At 70.9% G+C, this 15,396-nt stretch carries 16 protein-coding genes; 7 read left to right on the plus strand and 9 right to left on the minus strand.

The genetic code is table 11. From position 1 onward, the window contains the following. Window positions 1–208 precede the first annotated feature (208 nt). The 5 genes from IG08_RS0135930 (at window position 209) to thpD (ending at window position 4,244) form a co-directional block, all read left to right on the plus strand. Window positions 209–736, plus strand: a complete 528-nt coding sequence (locus tag IG08_RS0135930) for a DinB family protein (RefSeq protein ID WP_030612636.1) — start codon at window positions 209–211, stop codon at window positions 734–736. Window positions 737–1,040: 304 nt separating this feature from the next. Beyond that, complete coding sequence (ectA, locus tag IG08_RS0135935) at window positions 1,041–1,559, plus strand: diaminobutyrate acetyltransferase (RefSeq protein WP_030612641.1); 519 nt, start codon at window positions 1,041–1,043, stop codon at window positions 1,557–1,559. Between the two features lie 42 nt (window positions 1,560–1,601). Further along, entirely contained in the window at window positions 1,602–2,873 is a 1,272-nt protein-coding gene (ectB, locus tag IG08_RS0135940) for a diaminobutyrate--2-oxoglutarate transaminase (RefSeq protein ID WP_030612644.1), read from the plus strand. A gap of 44 nt (window positions 2,874–2,917) precedes the next feature. Continuing rightward, window positions 2,918–3,352, plus strand: a complete 435-nt coding sequence (locus IG08_RS0135945; protein ID WP_030612647.1) for an ectoine synthase — start codon at window positions 2,918–2,920, stop codon at window positions 3,350–3,352. A 7-nt stretch (window positions 3,353–3,359) separates the two neighbouring features. Next, window positions 3,360–4,244: an ectoine hydroxylase gene (gene thpD, locus IG08_RS0135950; RefSeq protein ID WP_030612650.1), complete on the plus strand. Its 885-nt coding sequence runs from the start codon at window positions 3,360–3,362 to the stop codon at window positions 4,242–4,244. Here thpD and IG08_RS0135955 read toward each other — a convergent pair. Next, window positions 4,228–5,301, minus strand: a complete 1,074-nt coding sequence (locus tag IG08_RS0135955; protein ID WP_030612651.1) for an alkene reductase — start codon at window positions 5,299–5,301, stop codon at window positions 4,228–4,230. The genes thpD and IG08_RS0135955 overlap by 17 nt on opposite strands. Window positions 5,302–5,503: 202 nt before the next feature. Here IG08_RS0135955 and IG08_RS0135960 point away from each other — a divergent pair, with 202 nt between their 5' ends. Continuing rightward, window positions 5,504–5,995, plus strand: a complete 492-nt coding sequence (locus IG08_RS0135960) for a MarR family winged helix-turn-helix transcriptional regulator (RefSeq protein WP_052425007.1) — start codon at window positions 5,504–5,506, stop codon at window positions 5,993–5,995. Here the strand turns inward: IG08_RS0135960 and IG08_RS0135965 are convergent, their stop codons facing one another. The 6 genes from IG08_RS0135965 to IG08_RS0135990 form a co-directional block, all read right to left on the minus strand. Then, entirely contained in the window at window positions 5,996–7,024 is a 1,029-nt protein-coding gene (locus tag IG08_RS0135965; protein WP_030612655.1) for a maleylpyruvate isomerase family mycothiol-dependent enzyme, read from the minus strand. Between the two features lie 25 nt (window positions 7,025–7,049). Beyond that, window positions 7,050–7,658 (minus strand): RNA polymerase sigma factor, encoded by a 609-nt coding sequence (locus IG08_RS0135970; protein ID WP_030612657.1) that lies wholly within the window; start codon window positions 7,656–7,658, stop codon window positions 7,050–7,052. A gap of 56 nt (window positions 7,659–7,714) precedes the next feature. Further along, window positions 7,715–8,767 carry an aminotransferase class V-fold PLP-dependent enzyme gene (locus tag IG08_RS0135975; RefSeq protein WP_030612658.1) on the minus strand — a complete coding sequence of 351 codons (1,053 nt, stop codon included), beginning with the start codon at window positions 8,765–8,767 and terminating at the stop codon, window positions 7,715–7,717. A 98-nt stretch (window positions 8,768–8,865) separates the two neighbouring features. Next, window positions 8,866–9,582: a DsbA family oxidoreductase gene (locus IG08_RS0135980; RefSeq protein WP_030612660.1), complete on the minus strand. Its 717-nt coding sequence runs from the start codon at window positions 9,580–9,582 to the stop codon at window positions 8,866–8,868. Window positions 9,583–10,092: 510 nt separating this feature from the next. Continuing rightward, a complete protein-coding gene (locus IG08_RS0135985; protein ID WP_199820964.1) occupies window positions 10,093–10,605 on the minus strand; it encodes a GNAT family N-acetyltransferase in 513 nt (170 codons plus the stop codon). After that, window positions 10,602–11,588, minus strand: a complete 987-nt coding sequence (locus IG08_RS0135990) for a GlxA family transcriptional regulator (RefSeq protein ID WP_030612666.1) — start codon at window positions 11,586–11,588, stop codon at window positions 10,602–10,604. Before IG08_RS0135990 ends, IG08_RS0135985 begins: the two co-directional genes overlap by 4 nt. A 70-nt stretch (window positions 11,589–11,658) precedes the next feature. Here IG08_RS0135990 and IG08_RS0135995 point away from each other — a divergent pair, with 70 nt between their 5' ends. Further along, on the plus strand, window positions 11,659–13,044 hold the full coding sequence (locus tag IG08_RS0135995; RefSeq protein ID WP_030612668.1) for an MFS transporter: 1,386 nt from the start codon (window positions 11,659–11,661) through the stop codon (window positions 13,042–13,044). Here IG08_RS0135995 and IG08_RS0136000 read toward each other — a convergent pair. Continuing rightward, window positions 13,010–13,618 (minus strand): DUF1349 domain-containing protein, encoded by a 609-nt coding sequence (locus tag IG08_RS0136000; protein ID WP_030612673.1) that lies wholly within the window; start codon window positions 13,616–13,618, stop codon window positions 13,010–13,012. The two genes, IG08_RS0135995 and IG08_RS0136000, sit on opposite strands and share 35 nt — an antisense overlap. Window positions 13,619–13,747: 129 nt before the next feature. After that, the gene (locus IG08_RS0136005; protein ID WP_106981097.1) at window positions 13,748–15,277 is read right to left on the minus strand and encodes an aldehyde dehydrogenase (NADP(+)); all 1,530 of its coding nucleotides are present in this window, start codon (window positions 15,275–15,277) and stop codon (window positions 13,748–13,750) included. Between the last annotated feature and the right edge of the window lie 119 nt (window positions 15,278–15,396).

Consider the following 15,396-nt stretch of genomic DNA (forward strand, 5'->3'; position numbering starts at 1 on the left):
GCCGAGGCTGGACTTTCCCGGCTGGGGCTTGATCTTTTCAGCCCGTCCGGCGTTTGAGGACGAGGCCCCTTCAGGGCCGACAGCGGGGGTCTGGGGGCGCAGCCCCCAGGGACGGGAATTGGGAAGGGGCGGCGGGGGCGAGAAAAAACCGTCGGACGGGCCGAAAACGCGCGTTGCCGGGCGGGCTCTCGCTGAGAGACTCGCCCGCATGACCACCGACACACCTCTCGCCCTCCCCGACGGACGCCCCATCCCTCTCATGACCGGCGACGAACTCCCCATGCTCGAAAGCTGGTTGGCCTTCCACCGGGCCACGTTGGAGCTGAAGTGTGCGGGACTGGACGACGCGCAGGTGCGGCTGGCATCGGCGGAGCCGTCCGCGATGACCCTCCTCGGCCTCGTGCAGCACCTCGCCGAGGTCGAGCGGAACTGGTTCCAGCGGGTGGTCGGGGGGCTCGATGTGCCGCCGGTGTTCGAGGAGGAGACCGGGTACGCCCTCGATCCGGGACGGGGACTCGACGAGGCGCTGGCCGCGTGGAAGCGGGAGATCGCCCGAGGGGACGCCTTGCGTGCCGGGCGGTCGCCGGACGACACCGGGCGGATCGCCGACGGGGCGATGGCCGGGCTGGAGGTCAGCTTGCGGTGGGTGCTCGTGCACATGGTCGAGGAGTACGCGCGGCACAACGGGCACGCGGACATCTTGCGGGAGCGGATCGACGGAGTAACCGGAACCTAATTTCGAGGGAATTCTTGAATTCCTCGGAGAACAGCTTCCCGTATTCTTTTGCCCGCTTTCCTTCGACCTAAACGCAAAGATTTCGCGAACGCCGATCAGTGTAATTCGGTCAGATCTCGTGGGGATTACATGGTTGTGACGCGTTACACATCGCGTCCGCTATGTGCATTATTACCGGGTGAAATCACCCATTTCGGTACCCACTCGCGTGGCCGCACGCGCCCGCGTGATAACACAGAGAGCCCTCGCACGTAACCCCACCCGGCGATGCAATTTCGAATTTCCCTCGGTAAATTCAATTCGCATGACTGCCGCACAAGCAGACCTGCAAATCGACCGGCCGTCGGTGGCGGACGGCGCCGCGCTGTGGCGGATAGCGAGGGACTCGAAGGCCCTCGACCTGAACTCGTCGTACAGCTATCTGCTGTGGTGTCGGGACTTCGCCGCCACGACGGCCGTGGCGCGGGACGAGCGCGGGGAGCCGGTCGGTTTCGTCACCGGGTACGTCCGGCCCGACCGGCCCGGCACCCTGCTCGTCTGGCAGGTGGCCGTGGACGCGGCGTACCGCGGGCGGGGCCTCGCCGCCGCGCTGCTCGACGGGCTGACCGCGCGGGTCTCCGCCGAGCGCGGTCTGCGCATCGTCGAGACCACCATCACCCCGGGCAACACCGCCTCCGAGCGGCTGTTCGCCGCGTTCGCCGAGCGTCACGGCGCCCGGCTGGAGCGCGAGGTGCTGTTCGACGCCCGTCTGTTCCCCGACGGGCCGCACGACCCCGAGGTTCTGTACCGCATCGGGCCCCTGTCTCTCACTCCCTCCGCCTGACCACTCCCTCTGCACCCCCCACGCAACGAGGAGCGATTCGTCGTGACCATCACCCAGCCCGACCTCAGTGTCTTCGAGACCCTCGAGTCCGAGGTGCGCAGCTACTGCCGCGGCTGGCCCACCGTCTTCGACCGTGCGCAGGGCAGCCGTATGTACGACGAGGACGGCCACGCGTACCTGGACTTCTTCGCGGGCGCCGGCTCGCTCAACTACGGGCACAACAACCCCGTCCTCAAACGCGCGCTGATCGACTACCTGGAGCGGGACGGCGTCACGCACGGGCTCGACATGTCGACCACCGCCAAGCGGGCGTTCCTGCAGACCTTCCAGGACCTGGTGCTGCGGCCGCGTGATCTGCCGTTCAAGGTCATGTTCCCGGGGCCGACCGGCACCAACGCCGTGGAGTCCGCGCTCAAGCTCGCGCGGAAGGTGAAGGGGCGCGAGGCGATCGTGTCGTTCACCAACGCCTTCCACGGGATGTCGCTGGGGTCGCTCGCCGTCACCGGCAACGCCTTCAAGCGGGCCGGCGCCGGGATTCCGCTGGTGCACGGGACGCCGATGCCGTTCGACAACTACTTCGACGGGCAGGTCCCGGACTTCCTGTGGTTCGAGCGGCTGTTGGAGGACCAGGGGTCCGGGCTCAACAAGCCCGCCGCCGTGATCGTGGAGACCGTGCAGGGCGAGGGCGGCATCAACGTCGCGCGCCCCGAGTGGCTGCGGGCGCTCGCCGACCTGTGCGAGCGCCAGGACATGCTGCTCATCGTCGACGACATCCAGATGGGCTGCGGGCGGACGGGTGCCTTCTTCTCCTTCGAGGAGGCGGGCATCACCCCCGACATCGTCACCGTCTCCAAGTCGATCAGCGGCTACGGACTGCCCATGTCCCTCTGCCTGTTCAAGCCCGAGCTGGACATCTGGGAGCCGGGCGAGCACAACGGCACCTTCCGCGGCAACAACCCCGCCTTCGTGACGGCCACCGCCGCGCTGGAGGCGTACTGGGCGGACGGGCCCGCGATGGAGAAGCAGACCTGTGCCCGCGGTGAGCAGATCGAGCAGGCCCTCATCTCCATCACCGAGGAGAACCTCGCCGATGTGAAGGAGTACCGGGGGCGCGGGCTCGTGTGGGGCCTGGAGTTCCATGACAAGGACCGGGCCGGCCGGGTGGCGCACCGCGCCTTCGAACTCGGGCTGCTCATCGAGACGTCGGGCCCGGAGGGCGAGGTCGTGAAGCTGCTCCCGGCGCTCACCGTCACCTCGGACGAGCTGGACGAGGGGCTCAGCGTCCTCGCCCGCTCCGTCCGCGAAACCGTCTGAACCGACCGGTTGAGACACATCCACCTAGGAGGCATCGCAACACCGTGATCGTCCGTTCGTTCAAGGACATCGAAGGCACCGACCGGCATGTGAAGGCCGCGTCCGGGACGTGGGAGAGCAAACGCATCGTCCTCGCCAAGGAGAGGGTCGGCTTCTCCGTGCACGAGACGATTCTGTACGCGGGTACGGAGACGTCGATGTGGTACGCGAACCACATCGAGGCCGTCGTGTGCGTCGAGGGCGAGGCCGAGCTCACCGACGACGAGACCGGGCAGAAGTACACGATCACGCCCGGCACCATGTACCTCCTCGACGGCCACGAGCGGCACACGATGCGGATCAAGGAGGACTTCCGCTGCATCTGCGTCTTCAACCCGCCCGTGACCGGCCGGGAGGACCACGACGAGAACGGCGTCTACCCTCCCCCAGATCCAAAAGACTGGGGGGACCCCCAGCTCACCGAGCCCGAGGAGGTGTGAGGCACCCATGACCATCACCGATCTCTACCCAAGCCGCGGCGCCACCGAGGTGTCGACCCCGCGCAAGGACCCCGTCGTGTGGGGCGCGCCGGGCACTCCCGGCCCGATCTCCGACATCGGCCTCCAGTCGTTCGAGCACGACGGCTTCCTCGCCGTCGACCAGATCATCAGCGACGACGAAGTCGCCGTGTACCACCGGGAGTTGGAGCGGCTCGTCACCGACCCGGAGATCCGCGCCGACGAACGCTCCATCATCGAGCCGCAGTCCAAGGAGATCCGGTCCGTCTTCGAGGTGCACCGGATCAGCGAGGTGTTCGCGAACCTGGTGCGCGACGAGCGGGTCGTCGGGCGGGCCCGGCAGATCCTCGGCTCGGACGTGTACGTCCACCAGTCCCGGATCAACGTCAAGCCGGGCTTCGGCGCCAGCGGCTTCTACTGGCACTCCGACTTCGAGACCTGGCACGCCGAGGACGGGCTGCCGAACATGCGGACCGTGTCGGTCTCGATCGCGCTGACCGAGAACCACGACACCAACGGCGGCCTCATGATCATGCCGGGGTCGCACCGCACGTTCCTCGGCTGTGCGGGGGCCACGCCGAAGGACAACTACAAGCAGTCCCTGCAGATGCAGGACGCCGGCACGCCGTCCGACGAGGCGCTGACGGAGATGGCCACCCAGTACGGCATCAAGTTGTTCACCGGCAAGGCCGGTTCGGCGACCTGGTTCGACTGCAACTGCATGCACGGGTCCGGCGACAACATCACGCCGTTCCCGCGCAGCAACGTGTTCATCGTGTTCAACAGCGTGGACAACGCGGCCGTGGAGCCCTTCGCGGCTCCCATCCGACGCCCCGAGTTCATCGGAGCGCGGGACTTCACTCCCGTCCGCTGAGCACCGGGTAGTCCGTGTAGCCCTTCGCGCCCCCGCCGTAGAACGTCGTACGGTCGGGGGCGTTGAAGGGCCCGCCCGCCCGCAGTCGGGTCGGCAGGTCCGGGTTGGCGAGGAACAGCTGGCCGTAGGCGACGAGGTCCGTGACGCCCTCCTCGACCAGGGCGAGGGCGTCCGGTCCCGTCGGGCCCTCGGTCGCCGGGCTGAGGACGAACACGCCGCTGAACTGCTTGCGCAGGGTGAGGGTCAGCTCGCGGATCTCGCCCATCTCCATGACGTGCAGATACGCCAGGCCCAGCGGCTCCAGCGCGGTCACCAGCGCGGTGTACGCCGGCTCCGGCTCGGGCTCGTGGATGTCGTTGAGCGGGTTGCCGGGCGAGAGGCGCAGGCCGGTGCGGTCGGCGCCGATCGCGGCGGCGACGGCCTCTGCGGTCTCGACGGCGAAGCGGATGCGGTTCTCGACGGGCCCGCCCCACTCGTCGGTGCGGTGGTTGGAGCCGGGTGCCAGGAACTGGTGGATCAAGTAGCCGTTGGCGCCGTGCAGTTCGACCCCGTCGAAGCCGGCCTCGATCGCGTTGCGGGCGGCGGTCACGAAGTCGCCCACCGTGGCGCGGATCTCGTCCCCGGTCAGCTCGCGGGGCGTGACGAAGTCCTTCGGGCCTTCGTGGGTGAAGACCTGGCCGCTCGCGGCGACCGGCGAGGCTCCGACGTTGACCAGTCCGTCGGGCAGCAGCGCGGGGTGTCCGATCCGGCCGGTGTGCATGAGCTGCGCGAAGATCCGGCCCCCGGCCGCGTGCACGGCGTCGGTCACCGTGCGCCAGGCGGCGACCTGCTCCGCACTGTGCAGCCCCGGGGTGTCGGGGTAGCCCTGGCCGACCGCGGAAGGCTGGATGCCCTCGGTGACGATCAGCCCGGCGGAGGCCCGCTGGACGTAGTACTCGGCGGTCAGCGCGGTCGGGAGGCCACCCTCGGCGGCACGGCTGCGAGTCATCGGCGCCATCGCCACGCGGTTGGCCAGCTGAGTGCCGGAGAGGTCGATCGGATCGAACGCGGTGGTCATGGTGGCTCCTGAAGCGATCTACGGGAGGCCTATGGGAGGCCTATGGGGGGTCTACGGGCGATCTATTGGCGACCCATGGGCCATTTACATGGTCGGCCAATCAATTCAACCGGGGGCCACCCTAGCGCATTCCTTGGTCGGCCAATCAAATCTCCGGGCGAGTACCCTGCAGGGCAGGCACGAGCGACAACGGGGAGTTCCGATGGAGGCCATCAAGGCGGCGGAGGGCCACCACATCTGTACCGAGCTGCCGTCGGCCGCCCGCAGCGGGCCGGTCAGCCACGCCATCTCCCGGGCGGCCCGGCTGCACCGCAAGGCCGCGGGTCAGCTGCTGCGCGGGCTGGGACTGCACCCCGGTCAGGAGCTGGTGATGATGCACCTGTGGGAGCGCGGCCCGGCCCGGCAGTCGGAGCTGATCCGGCTCCTCGACCTCGATCCGTCCACGGTGACGAAGATGCTGCAGCGCCTGGAGCAGGCCGGGCACGTCCGGCGCCTGCCCGATCCGGCGGACCGGCGCGCGGTCCTCGTCGAGGCGACCGACGCCAGCTCGCACCTGCTCGCCGAGGTCGAGGAGGCCTGGGGGGTCCTGGAGGAGAACACCCTCACCGGCCTGACCGCGCCCGAGCGGCGGCAGCTGCTGGATCTGCTCGCCAAGGTCGAGACCAACCTGTGCGGCAGTGGCGGCGAGGGCTGACTACAGCCAGGCCAGCTGGGACGCCCGCTCCAGTACGTTCCGTACGGCGGCCTCGTCGCCCGCGGTGCCGCGCGGCACCTCGTCGGGGGCGTACCGGCCGCCGACGAGGAGGCAGAAGTCGACCGGGTCCAGGGTGAGTTCGGCCTGAACAGGCTCGTCCTCGGAGCCCAGCACCCACTCCTCGCCGCCGGTGACCGCGAACAGCACCGGCGGCGCGGTGGGTCCCAGGGACAGACCGAGGATGCGGACGGCCAGGCGGACCAGCTGCCACAGGTGTTCCTCGGGCGGCGGCGGGACGGCGAGTCCCAGGGCGCGGCCGATGTCGTCGGTGTGGATCCACGCCTCGAAGGCGCGCACCACGAAGTGGTCGGCGACCGGCAGCCGCACGCCCATCAACATCACGGCGCGGGCGGCCAGTTCGTGGTCACGGGCCTCGGGCGCCGCGAGCAGCCCGTCCGCCTGCGCGGACCAGTCGGCGACGGTCTCCTCGGGCGTACGGCCGTGCTCGTGGGTGATGACGTCGGCCGTGCGCTGATCCCAGGCGTCCGCCCAGCGCGTGTCCTCCGCGATCCGGGAGGGCGGCACGCGTGGGCCCATGCCGAGCAGCCGCGCCAGGTGCTCGTCGGCGGCGAGGAGATGGGCGACGGTGGCGTGCACGTCCCAGTCGTGGACGACCGGGGTGGTCCAGCGGCCCTCGATCTCGGGCAGCAGCGCCTTGAGGCCGGCGACGGCGGCTGCGTAGGGGGCGGCATGCCCGGCCACATGGGGTGCGGCGGCGGGGCGGGTGCGCAGGGCGCCGGAGAGGACGCCGGGGGTGCCGTTCCGGAGGCCGAGCGGCTCGTCCGGCAGCAGTCCGTTCAGCGGCGGTCCGTCCAACAGCCGTACCGTCTCGCGAAGTTGCTCCGCCTCCGCGGCGCAGCTCTCGCACTCGGCCAGGTGCAGCGGGACCGTCTTCTCGTCGGCCGGCTCCAGGGCGCCGAAGGCCCAGGCGGCCAGCAGGTCTCGTACGCCGTCGTGATCCGTGGTCACCACACGCCTCCTTCCCTGCCTGCCATCATGCGCCCCTTTCCCACGCAGGGTCGGGTGGGTCTGCCAAAGACTCGGCCAAAGTACGTAAAGCGGTGCGTAGTCGAGTCTTCGCGGTGCCCTCGGGGATGCCTAGTTCGACGGCGGCCTGGCGGTAGGTGCGGCCCGCGAAGTAGGCCAGGTGCACCACCTCCCGCTGGGGCTGCGGGAGTTCGGCGAGGGCGGAGTGCAGGAGGAGGGAGCGCTCCCGGTCGACGACCGCCTCGGCCGGGCCGGGAGAGGCGTCAGGGATGGTCTGCAGGGCGGAGTCGTCGGCGCGGGCGTCCTTGCGGTGCCGGGCCTCGCTGCGCACCCAGTCGACGGCCCGCCGGTGGGCGAGCACCGACAGCCAGGTGCGCAGACTGCCCCGGCCGGCGTCGAAGGCGTACGGCCTGCTCCACAGCTGGGCGAAGACCTCCTGCGCGACGTCCTCGGCGGCGGCCCGGCTGCGGGTGACCCGCACGGCGACGGCCCGCACCAGGGAGCCGTACACCGTGTACGCCTCGGCCAGCGCGGACTCGTCCCCGTAGACCAGCCGCCGGTGCAGTTCCGCGTCGGCGGGTTGCTGAACGGACGTCGTCCCGTCCGTGGACTCCACGGCACCACCACCCCTTGTGCCTTTCCTAGCGTCCCGGGCGGTCGCGCGCCAGTGGTTCAGTGAGAGAGGGCGTCCAGGAGGCGATCGACATCCGCGGCGGTGTTGTACAGATGGAAGGAAGCGCGCAGGTTGCCCGCGCGGTCGGAGACCTCAATGCCCGCCGCGCTCAACTCGGGTTGTTTCCCGCCCAGTCCGGGGACCGAGACGATCGCCGAGCCAGGTGCCGGCAGGGGCTCGTGGCCGAGCGTGGCGAGTCCCGCGCGGAAGCGGTCGGCGAGGGCCAGGTCGTGGGCGTGTACGGCGTCCACGCCGAGCTCCTCCATCAGGGCGAGGGAGTGACGTACTCCGGTGTAGGTGAACAGGGCGGGACTGACGTCGAACCGCCGGGCCGAATGGGCCAGTTCGGCGATGGGGCCGTAGCAGCTGTCCCAGGGGATCTCGCCCGCGACCCAGCCGGCCAGCACGGGTGTCAGATCGCCGAAGTCCTCCGGGACGACGAGGAAGGCCGCGCCGTGCGGGCCGAGCAGCCACTTGAAGGCGGTGGAGACGGTGTAGTCGTACGACTCCGCGTCCACCGTCAGCCATCCGGCGGCCTGGGAGAAGTCGACGTACGTCCGGGCGCCGTGTTCCCGTGCCGCCTCGCGCAACGCCGGCAGGTCGGCGATCCGGCCGTCGGCGGACTGGGCGGCGCTGACCGCGACGAGCGCGGTGTCCGGGCGGACGGAGTCGGCGAGCCGCTCCAGCGGCACGATCCTCACCTTGAGGTCGCCGCGGGCGTGGAAGGGGTTCACGACCGAGGTGAAGTCGTCCTCGGCCGTGAGGACTTCGGCACCCGCGGGCAGGGACGCGGCGACCACGCCGCTGTGCGAGGAGACCGAGGCCCCCGCCGCCACCCGGGCGACCGGGACGCCGGCCAGCCTTGCGAAGGAGGCGCGGGCGGCCTCCACGTCCTCGAACAGCGGGTCCAGCGGGCTGCCCTCGAACCTGATCCGCGCCGCTTCCTGGAGGGCGGTCACGGTTCGGGCGGGGAGCAGGCCGCTGCTCGCGGTGTTGAGGTAGGTGTTCTTCGGGGCGAACTCGGCGCGGACGAGGCTCTCGAAGGTCTCCATGGGTCCACTGTGGGCCCGGACCATCTCTCAGTCCATTGCGAATTCTTACGTGGTTCTTCTAAGGAACGCTTATACGTGTGCCCTGATCTGCGTGTTCGTCACTGCTGCGGTACGGCGCAGCCGTCCGGGCCGCATGCTTCCGCGCCGCCCTCGTCGATCAGCTTCAGCGGGGAGTGCTCGCCCCATGCCTGGGTCAGGGCCTGGGTGAAGACCTCGGCGGGCTGGGCGCCGGAGATGCCGTACTTGCGGTCGAGGACGAAGAACGGCACGCCGTTCGCGCCGAGTTCGGCGGCCTCGCGCTCGTCGGCGCGGACGTCGTCGGCGTAGGCGGTGGGGTCGGCGAGGACCTTGCGGGCGTCCTCGGCCTCCAGCCCGGCCTCTACGGCCAGCTCCACGAGGCGCTCCTCGCCCTCGGAGAAGACGGAGCGCTCCTCGGCGAAGTTGGCCTTGTAGAGGGTCTGGATGAGCTCGTTCTGCCTGCCCTGCTCCTTGGCGAGGTGGAGGAGGCGGTGCATGTCGAAGGTGTTGCCGTGGTCGCGGTCCTTCGTGCGGTACTCCAGGCCCTCGGCGGCGGCCTGGGCGCCCAGGTTCTCCTCGCCGGCCTGGGCCTGGGCCTCGCTCATGCCGTACTTCTTGGTGAGCATCTTGAGCACCGGCTGGACGTCGCCCTTGGCCCGGCCCGGGTCCAGCTCGAAGGACCGGTGCACCACCTCGACGCCGTCACGGTGCGGGAAGGCCTCCAGCGCCTTCTCGAAGCGGGCCTTGCCCACGTAGCACCAGGGGCAGGCGATGTCGCTCCAGATCTCGACGCGCATGTCTACGGCTCTCTCCAGGTCGTACGGGTACGGAGGCTCCCTCCGCCTGGTACCTGAACGTTCAACCAGCGGGGTTCATTCCCCATGCCTGCGGCGCCTGTGCGGGTGTGGTGGGGCTTGTGTAGCGCGTTCGGTCCGGTGGGTGGGTCGGGGCCGTGCCGGGGGGTGTCCGTCCTCGGTCGGCGGTGCTGTCTGCTGGGGATGTGCTCGGTGTCGGACGCCCGCCGCTGCGGGCGGACACCCCCCGACCGCCGGCGACTCACGCTCACACCCACGCCGGGTTGCTCACTGTCGGCGGCTGGCGCTCATGCTCGTGCCGGGTTGCTCACTGTCGGCGGCTGACGCTCACACCCACGCCGGGTCCTCACCATCCGCGGCCGCGGCAACGCCCTTCTTTAGGGGCGCGGGGAACTGCGCGACCAGCCACGATGGCGCCGCAGATGCCGTACGACCTCACCCGGCACCCCGCGGCGCGACCCGCCCCCACCGGCCCGCAGACGCCCTACGACCTCACCCGGCACTACCAGCGGAGCGTCCCGGCACCGCGTACCTCAGGTGCAGGTGGTGGTCCCCCGGGTCCGCCACGTCCGCGGTCCAGCCGCAGCGGGCGTAGAAGGACTGGGCCCGGTCGTTGGCGACGTGTACCTCCAGTACGGCCGTACGCCGACCGTCGGCCCGCCACTGTTCGACGCAGGCCGCGTGCAGGGCCGTACCGACGCCGTCGCGCCAGTGGTCGGGATCGACGTGGAACTGGAAGAGCTTGACCGTTTCTGCCGGGGCGCCCTCCGGGGTGCGGAAGGAGGCCAGGCCGATGATCCGGCCCTGTTCGACGGCGCACAGCACATGGCCGTCGGGCCGCTCGATGGCCGAGCGCCAGGCGGCGAGCCAGTCGGTGCCGTCGTCCGGGAGGCCGTCCGGGTAGTACGTCGCCCGGGCACGCGCGTGCAGCGCGGTGACGGCTGCCGCCTCGGCGGGCAGGACGGTGCGGATCACTCGGCTTCCGGTCACTCGGTCACGGATCATGCAGCGGAGGACGTGGCGGCAGCCATTCCGGTTCCGAGGCGGCTGAACTGCGTGCGGTAGGCGCTCGGTGTCAGGCCGGTGCGCCGGACCAGGTGGCCGCGGAGCGAGTCGGCCGTGCCGAGACCGCAGGCTCGGGCCACCCGGTCCATGGGGAGCGTGGTGGTCTCCAGCAACTCCTTGGCGCGCTCGATGCGCTGGTGGAGCAGCCACTGCAGGGGGCTGACCCCGCTCTCGGCGTGGAAGCGGCGCGTGAGGGTCCGTACGGAGACTCCCGCATGCCGGGCCAGGTCGGTCAGGGTGAGCGGCTCGTCGAGGTGGCGCATGGCCCAGCCGCGGGTGTCGGAGCAGGCGGTGCCCCGCTCGGGCGGCAGCGGGGTCTGGGTGAACTGGGTCTGGCCGCCGGGGCGGACGGGGGCGACCAGGGCCAGGCGGGCGACCTCGTTGGCGACGGCGGCGCCGTAGTCGGTGCGGATGATGTGGAGGCAGAGATCGATGCCGGCCGCGTAGCCGGAGGAGGTCAGGACCGGGCCGTCCTGTACGTACAGAACGTCTGCGCACAGGTCGACGTCCGGGTAGCGGCGGCGCAGCTCCTCGGAGTGGCTCCAGTAGGTGGTGGCCCGGCGTCCGTCGAGCAGGCCCGCCTGGGCGAGCGAGAAGGCGCCGGTGCAGATGGACGCGATCCGCTTGCCGTCGGCGGCTGCCTCGCGCAGGGCGTCCACCGTTCGCGGGTCGGCCGTGTACAGCGCCCCGGTGCCGGCGACGAGCACGGTGTCGGCCTCCCGGATGACGTCCAGTCCGTGCCGTACGTGGAGGTCGAGACCGCCGGTGGTCGGGACCGGTCCCGGTTCGGGGGCGCAGATGACCACCTCGTAGCCGGGCCGACCCTCCACCTCGACCTTGGTGAACAGCAGTTCCGGGATGGCGAGGTTGAACATCGAGACGGGCGAGGGGGCGACGACGGCGATACGACGCAGAGGCCTCATGGCCAGAACCTCCGGGGGTATGGCATTCAGGCCACTACTGTACGCCGCCGGAGATCCGCAGCATGGAGGCATGTCAACGAACCACGTGGCCGACAGTTGCCAACTGACCGATGGGCAAGGGAAGTTGCCGGCCGGGAAGCAGCCCTCCCCCGCCCTCACCCTCACCACCGCCCTTCTCGGCTTCGCGTTGATCACCCTCGACGCGTCCGTCGTGAACGTGGCCCTGCCGTCCATCGGCTCCGCGCTCGGCGGCGGGATGTCGGGGCTGCAGTGGGTGGTGGACGCCTACACCCTCGCCTTCGCGGCGCTGATGCTCTCCACCGGCGCCTTCTCGGACCGGGCCGGGGCGAGCCGGGCGTACGCGATCGGCATCACGGTGTTCACGCTCGCCTCGGCGGCCTGCGGGCTGGCGCCGAGCCTCCCGGCGCTGATCGGCGCGCGCGTGGTGCAGGGGGCGGCTGCGGCCGTGGTGCTGCCGGCCTCGCTGGCGCTGGTGCGGCAGGCGTACGGCGATCCCGTGCGGCGGGCCCGTGCGGTGGCCGCGTGGGCGGCTGGCGGCTCGGTGGCCGTCGCGCTGGGTCCGGTGGCGGGCGGCGCGCTGACGACCGCCTGGGACTGGCGGGGCATCTTCTTCATCAACCTGCCGCTGGGCGCGGTGGCCCTGGCGCTGCTGGTCCGGGCCCCGCGTTCGGAGCGCCGCCCGGCGCCGCTGGACCTCCCGGGCCAGCTGACGGCGGTGGTGACCCTGACGGCGCTGACCTTCGCGGTGATCGAGGGCGGGGCGACCGGGCTGGTGGCGCTGGCGGTGGCCGGCCTGGCTGCCGTTGCCTTCGTCCGCGTCGAGGCGCGGCAGGCCCATCCCGTCGTACCGCTCGGGTTGTTCCGCAACCGGACCGTCTCCGTCGCTGTCGCGGCGGGGGCTGCGGTCAGTGTGGCCTTCTACGGCGTGGTGTTCCTCTTCTCCCTCTTCTTCCAGCAGCTGCAGGGGCGCTCCGCCCTCTACGCCGGGCTGATGTTCCTGCCGATGACCGGGCTGATCGGGGTGACGAACGTGGTCTCGGGCAAGCTGGCGAGCCGGTACGGCCCCCGGCCGCCGATGCTGGTGGGGCAGGGGCTGGCGGTGGTGGGGCTGCTGATTCTGCTGTACGTCGATGCCGGGACGTCGCCCGCCGTGGTGGCCGTCCTGCTCGTTCCCCTGGCCCTCGGGTGCGCGCTGACCGTGCCGCCGCTGACGGCCGCGATGATGGACGCCGTGCCGGCCGAGCGGGCCGGGCTCGCGGCGGGCGTGCTCAACGCGGCTCGGCAGGTGGCCGGTGGGCTCGCGGTCGCCGTGTTCGGAGTGCTGGTCTCCGACGGGTTCGAGGCCGGGATGCGGCTGAGCCTGGGCATCAGTGCGGCCCTGCTGCTGGTGACGGGTGCGGTCAGCTTCCGTCTCTCAGGTCGTTCGGCCAGGTAGGGCGGAACTCGATGTGGTCGTAGGTCACGACGCAGCCCTCGCCCATCGGCGACTGCGTCATGAAGCCGACCAGCGCCGCGTCGGTCTCCTTCTCCTCGCCCAGGGTGAAGAGGCGGACGAAGGTCCAGCGCTCGCCGTCACGGGAGGCGTGGAAGCCGAAGGCCCGGCCGGTGCGGCTGACCCGCAGCCAGACGGAACTGCCCTCCACGGTGAAGGAGTTGGCGTCGTCGGAGTGTCCCCGGGTGACCACCGTGCAGACGGTGGGCACGTCCGGGGAGAACTCCAGACAGAGCTTGGCCCAGGCCCGGTCGCCGACATGGACGTAGAGCACCCCGGCATCGAAGGACGCGCTGAAGCCGACGGTGACCCGAGCGATGAGCTGGAAGTCACCTTCGGGGGCGCCCAGAAGACGCGGCGCGTCGGAGGCGGGATCAAGCGCTTCGGCAGTGGGCGGCACGAACCGATCCTGCCGAGGCCCGGCCCACCCGGTGAGGACACCCTCCTCGTAGGACCAGTGCCCGTCGGGCCCATAGGTACGGAGGGGGAAAGGCAGTTCGGGAAGCGACACGTCCATTGACTGATTATCGCAGGGCGAGTCGACCGACCCAGGGGCGCGGGGCTGTGTCAACATGCGGCTCCGCCGCGTGGGCGCGACCAGCCACACGCGGCGGGCAGCCCGCAGACGACCCGCGCCCCAACGGCGCTATCGCTCCAGCTGTCCGTTGAACCGGCGAGGAAGCCCCAACGGGTTGTCATCCCGAAGCTCCGGCGGAAGCAGCGCCTCAGGGGTGGTCTGGTACACCACCGGCCGCAGCCAACGCTCAACTGCCGTACCGCCGACCGACGTCGATGTGGAGGTCGTCGCCGGGTACGGACCCCCGTGATGCTGGGCCGCGGCCACGGCAACTCCCGTCGGCCACCCGTTCACCAGCACACGACCCGCCAGCGGCGTCAGCTCCGCGAGGATCTCCGCGCCACGGCCCTCACCGGCCGCCTCCTCCGCGGACAGCTGAACCGTCGCCGTGAGGTTGCCCGGCAGCCGCGACAGCACGGCCCGCACCTCGGCATCGTCCTCGTAGCGGGCGACCACGGTCACCGGGCCGAAGCACTCCTCCAGCAGGAGGTCGTACTCCCCCTCCTGCGCCAGCCTGCCGGCCGCCACCGTCAGGAAGCCCGCGCTCACCGTGTGCTCGCTGCCCGCACCGGGGGTGACCGGCGAATCGACGTCCGGCAGCTGTGTGCGCTCGGCGACGCCCGCGACGAAGTTGTCCCGCATCCGGTGGTCCAGCAGGACACCCGGGTCGGTGTCGCTGACGGCGTCCGTGAGCGACTTGACCAGGCCGTCGCCCGCGGCACCGGCCGGTACCAGCACGAGGCCCGGCTTCACGCAGAACTGGCCGACGCCCAGGGTCATCGAGCCCGCGAGCCCGGTGCCGATGGCCTCCGCGCGCTCGGCGGCGGCGGCCTCGGTGACGACGACGGGGTTCAGCGAGCCCAGCTCGCCGTGGAACGGGATCGGCACCGGACGGGCCGCGGCCGCGTCGAAGAGGGCCCGGCCGCCCCGGATGGAACCGGTGAAGCCGGCCGCCGAGATCAGCGGGTGCTTGATCAGCTCGATGCCCGCCTCGAAGCCGTGCACGAGGCCGACGACACCCTCGGGGATGTCGTGCGCCGCGGCGGCCCGGCGCAGGACCGCCGCGACCAGCTCGGACAGGGCCGGGTGGTCGGGGTGGGCCTTGACGACGACCGGGTTGCCCGCGGCCAGCGCGCTCGCGGAGTCGCCGCCTGCGACGGAGAAGGCGAAGGGGAAGTTGGAGGCCGAGTAGACGGCGACGACGCCCAGCGGGACCTTGTAGCGGCGCAGGTCCGGGATCGGCGGGGTCGCAGTGCCGTCGGGGTGGTTGATGACCACCCCGAGGAAGTCGCCCTCGTCGACGGTGTCCGCGAAGGACCGCAACTGATAGCAGGTGCGGGCGAGTTCGCCGGTCAGCCGGACCGGGCCGAGCGCGGTCTCCGCGTCGGCGGCCTCGACGAGCTGGTCCTTGGCCGCCTCCAGCTTCGCCGCGGCGGTGCGCAGGAAGGCCGAGCGGACCGTGCGGTCGGCGAGGGAGGCGCGTGCGGCGTGGGCGGCGCGGACGGTGGTGTCCACTTCCTGGGCCGTGGCCTCCACCGCGACCTGTTCACGCTGCTTCCCGGTTCGGGGGTCGACACTCCAGACTGGTGCTGCTGCCACCGCGGGTCCCTCCACGTGTATCTGGGTCATTCACCAGGGTCGTTCGATATACTGAACGCCGTCTCTGATGATGAATATGCTGTTGGAGACTATATCTTCAGCTTCTCGTCGAACGAAGG

The sequence above is a fragment of the Streptomyces fulvoviolaceus genome (genome assembly GCF_000718165.1).
Taxonomy (GTDB): domain Bacteria; phylum Actinomycetota; class Actinomycetes; order Streptomycetales; family Streptomycetaceae; genus Streptomyces; species Streptomyces fulvoviolaceus.

Excerpts from the sequence above, each read along its gene's own strand:
- IG08_RS0135930 (WP_030612636.1), top strand. The coding sequence starts at position 209 with ATGACCACCGACACACCTCTCGCCCTCCCCGACGGACGCCCCATCCCT.
- ectA (WP_030612641.1), top strand. The coding sequence starts at position 1,041 with ATGACTGCCGCACAAGCAGACCTGCAAATCGACCGGCCGTCGGTGGCG.
- thpD (WP_030612650.1), top strand. The coding sequence starts at position 3,360 with ATGACCATCACCGATCTCTACCCAAGCCGCGGCGCCACCGAGGTGTCG.
- IG08_RS0135955 (WP_030612651.1), bottom strand. The coding sequence starts at position 5,301 with ATGACCACCGCGTTCGATCCGATCGACCTCTCCGGCACTCAGCTGGCC.
- IG08_RS0135960 (WP_052425007.1), top strand. The coding sequence starts at position 5,504 with ATGGAGGCCATCAAGGCGGCGGAGGGCCACCACATCTGTACCGAGCTG.
- IG08_RS0135975 (WP_030612658.1), bottom strand. The coding sequence starts at position 8,767 with ATGGAGACCTTCGAGAGCCTCGTCCGCGCCGAGTTCGCCCCGAAGAAC.
- IG08_RS0135980 (WP_030612660.1), bottom strand. The coding sequence starts at position 9,582 with ATGCGCGTCGAGATCTGGAGCGACATCGCCTGCCCCTGGTGCTACGTG.
- IG08_RS0135985 (WP_199820964.1), bottom strand. The coding sequence starts at position 10,605 with ATGATCCGTGACCGAGTGACCGGAAGCCGAGTGATCCGCACCGTCCTG.
- IG08_RS0135990 (WP_030612666.1), bottom strand. The coding sequence starts at position 11,588 with ATGAGGCCTCTGCGTCGTATCGCCGTCGTCGCCCCCTCGCCCGTCTCG.
- IG08_RS0135995 (WP_030612668.1), top strand. The coding sequence starts at position 11,659 with ATGTCAACGAACCACGTGGCCGACAGTTGCCAACTGACCGATGGGCAA.
- IG08_RS0136000 (WP_030612673.1), bottom strand. The coding sequence starts at position 13,618 with ATGGACGTGTCGCTTCCCGAACTGCCTTTCCCCCTCCGTACCTATGGG.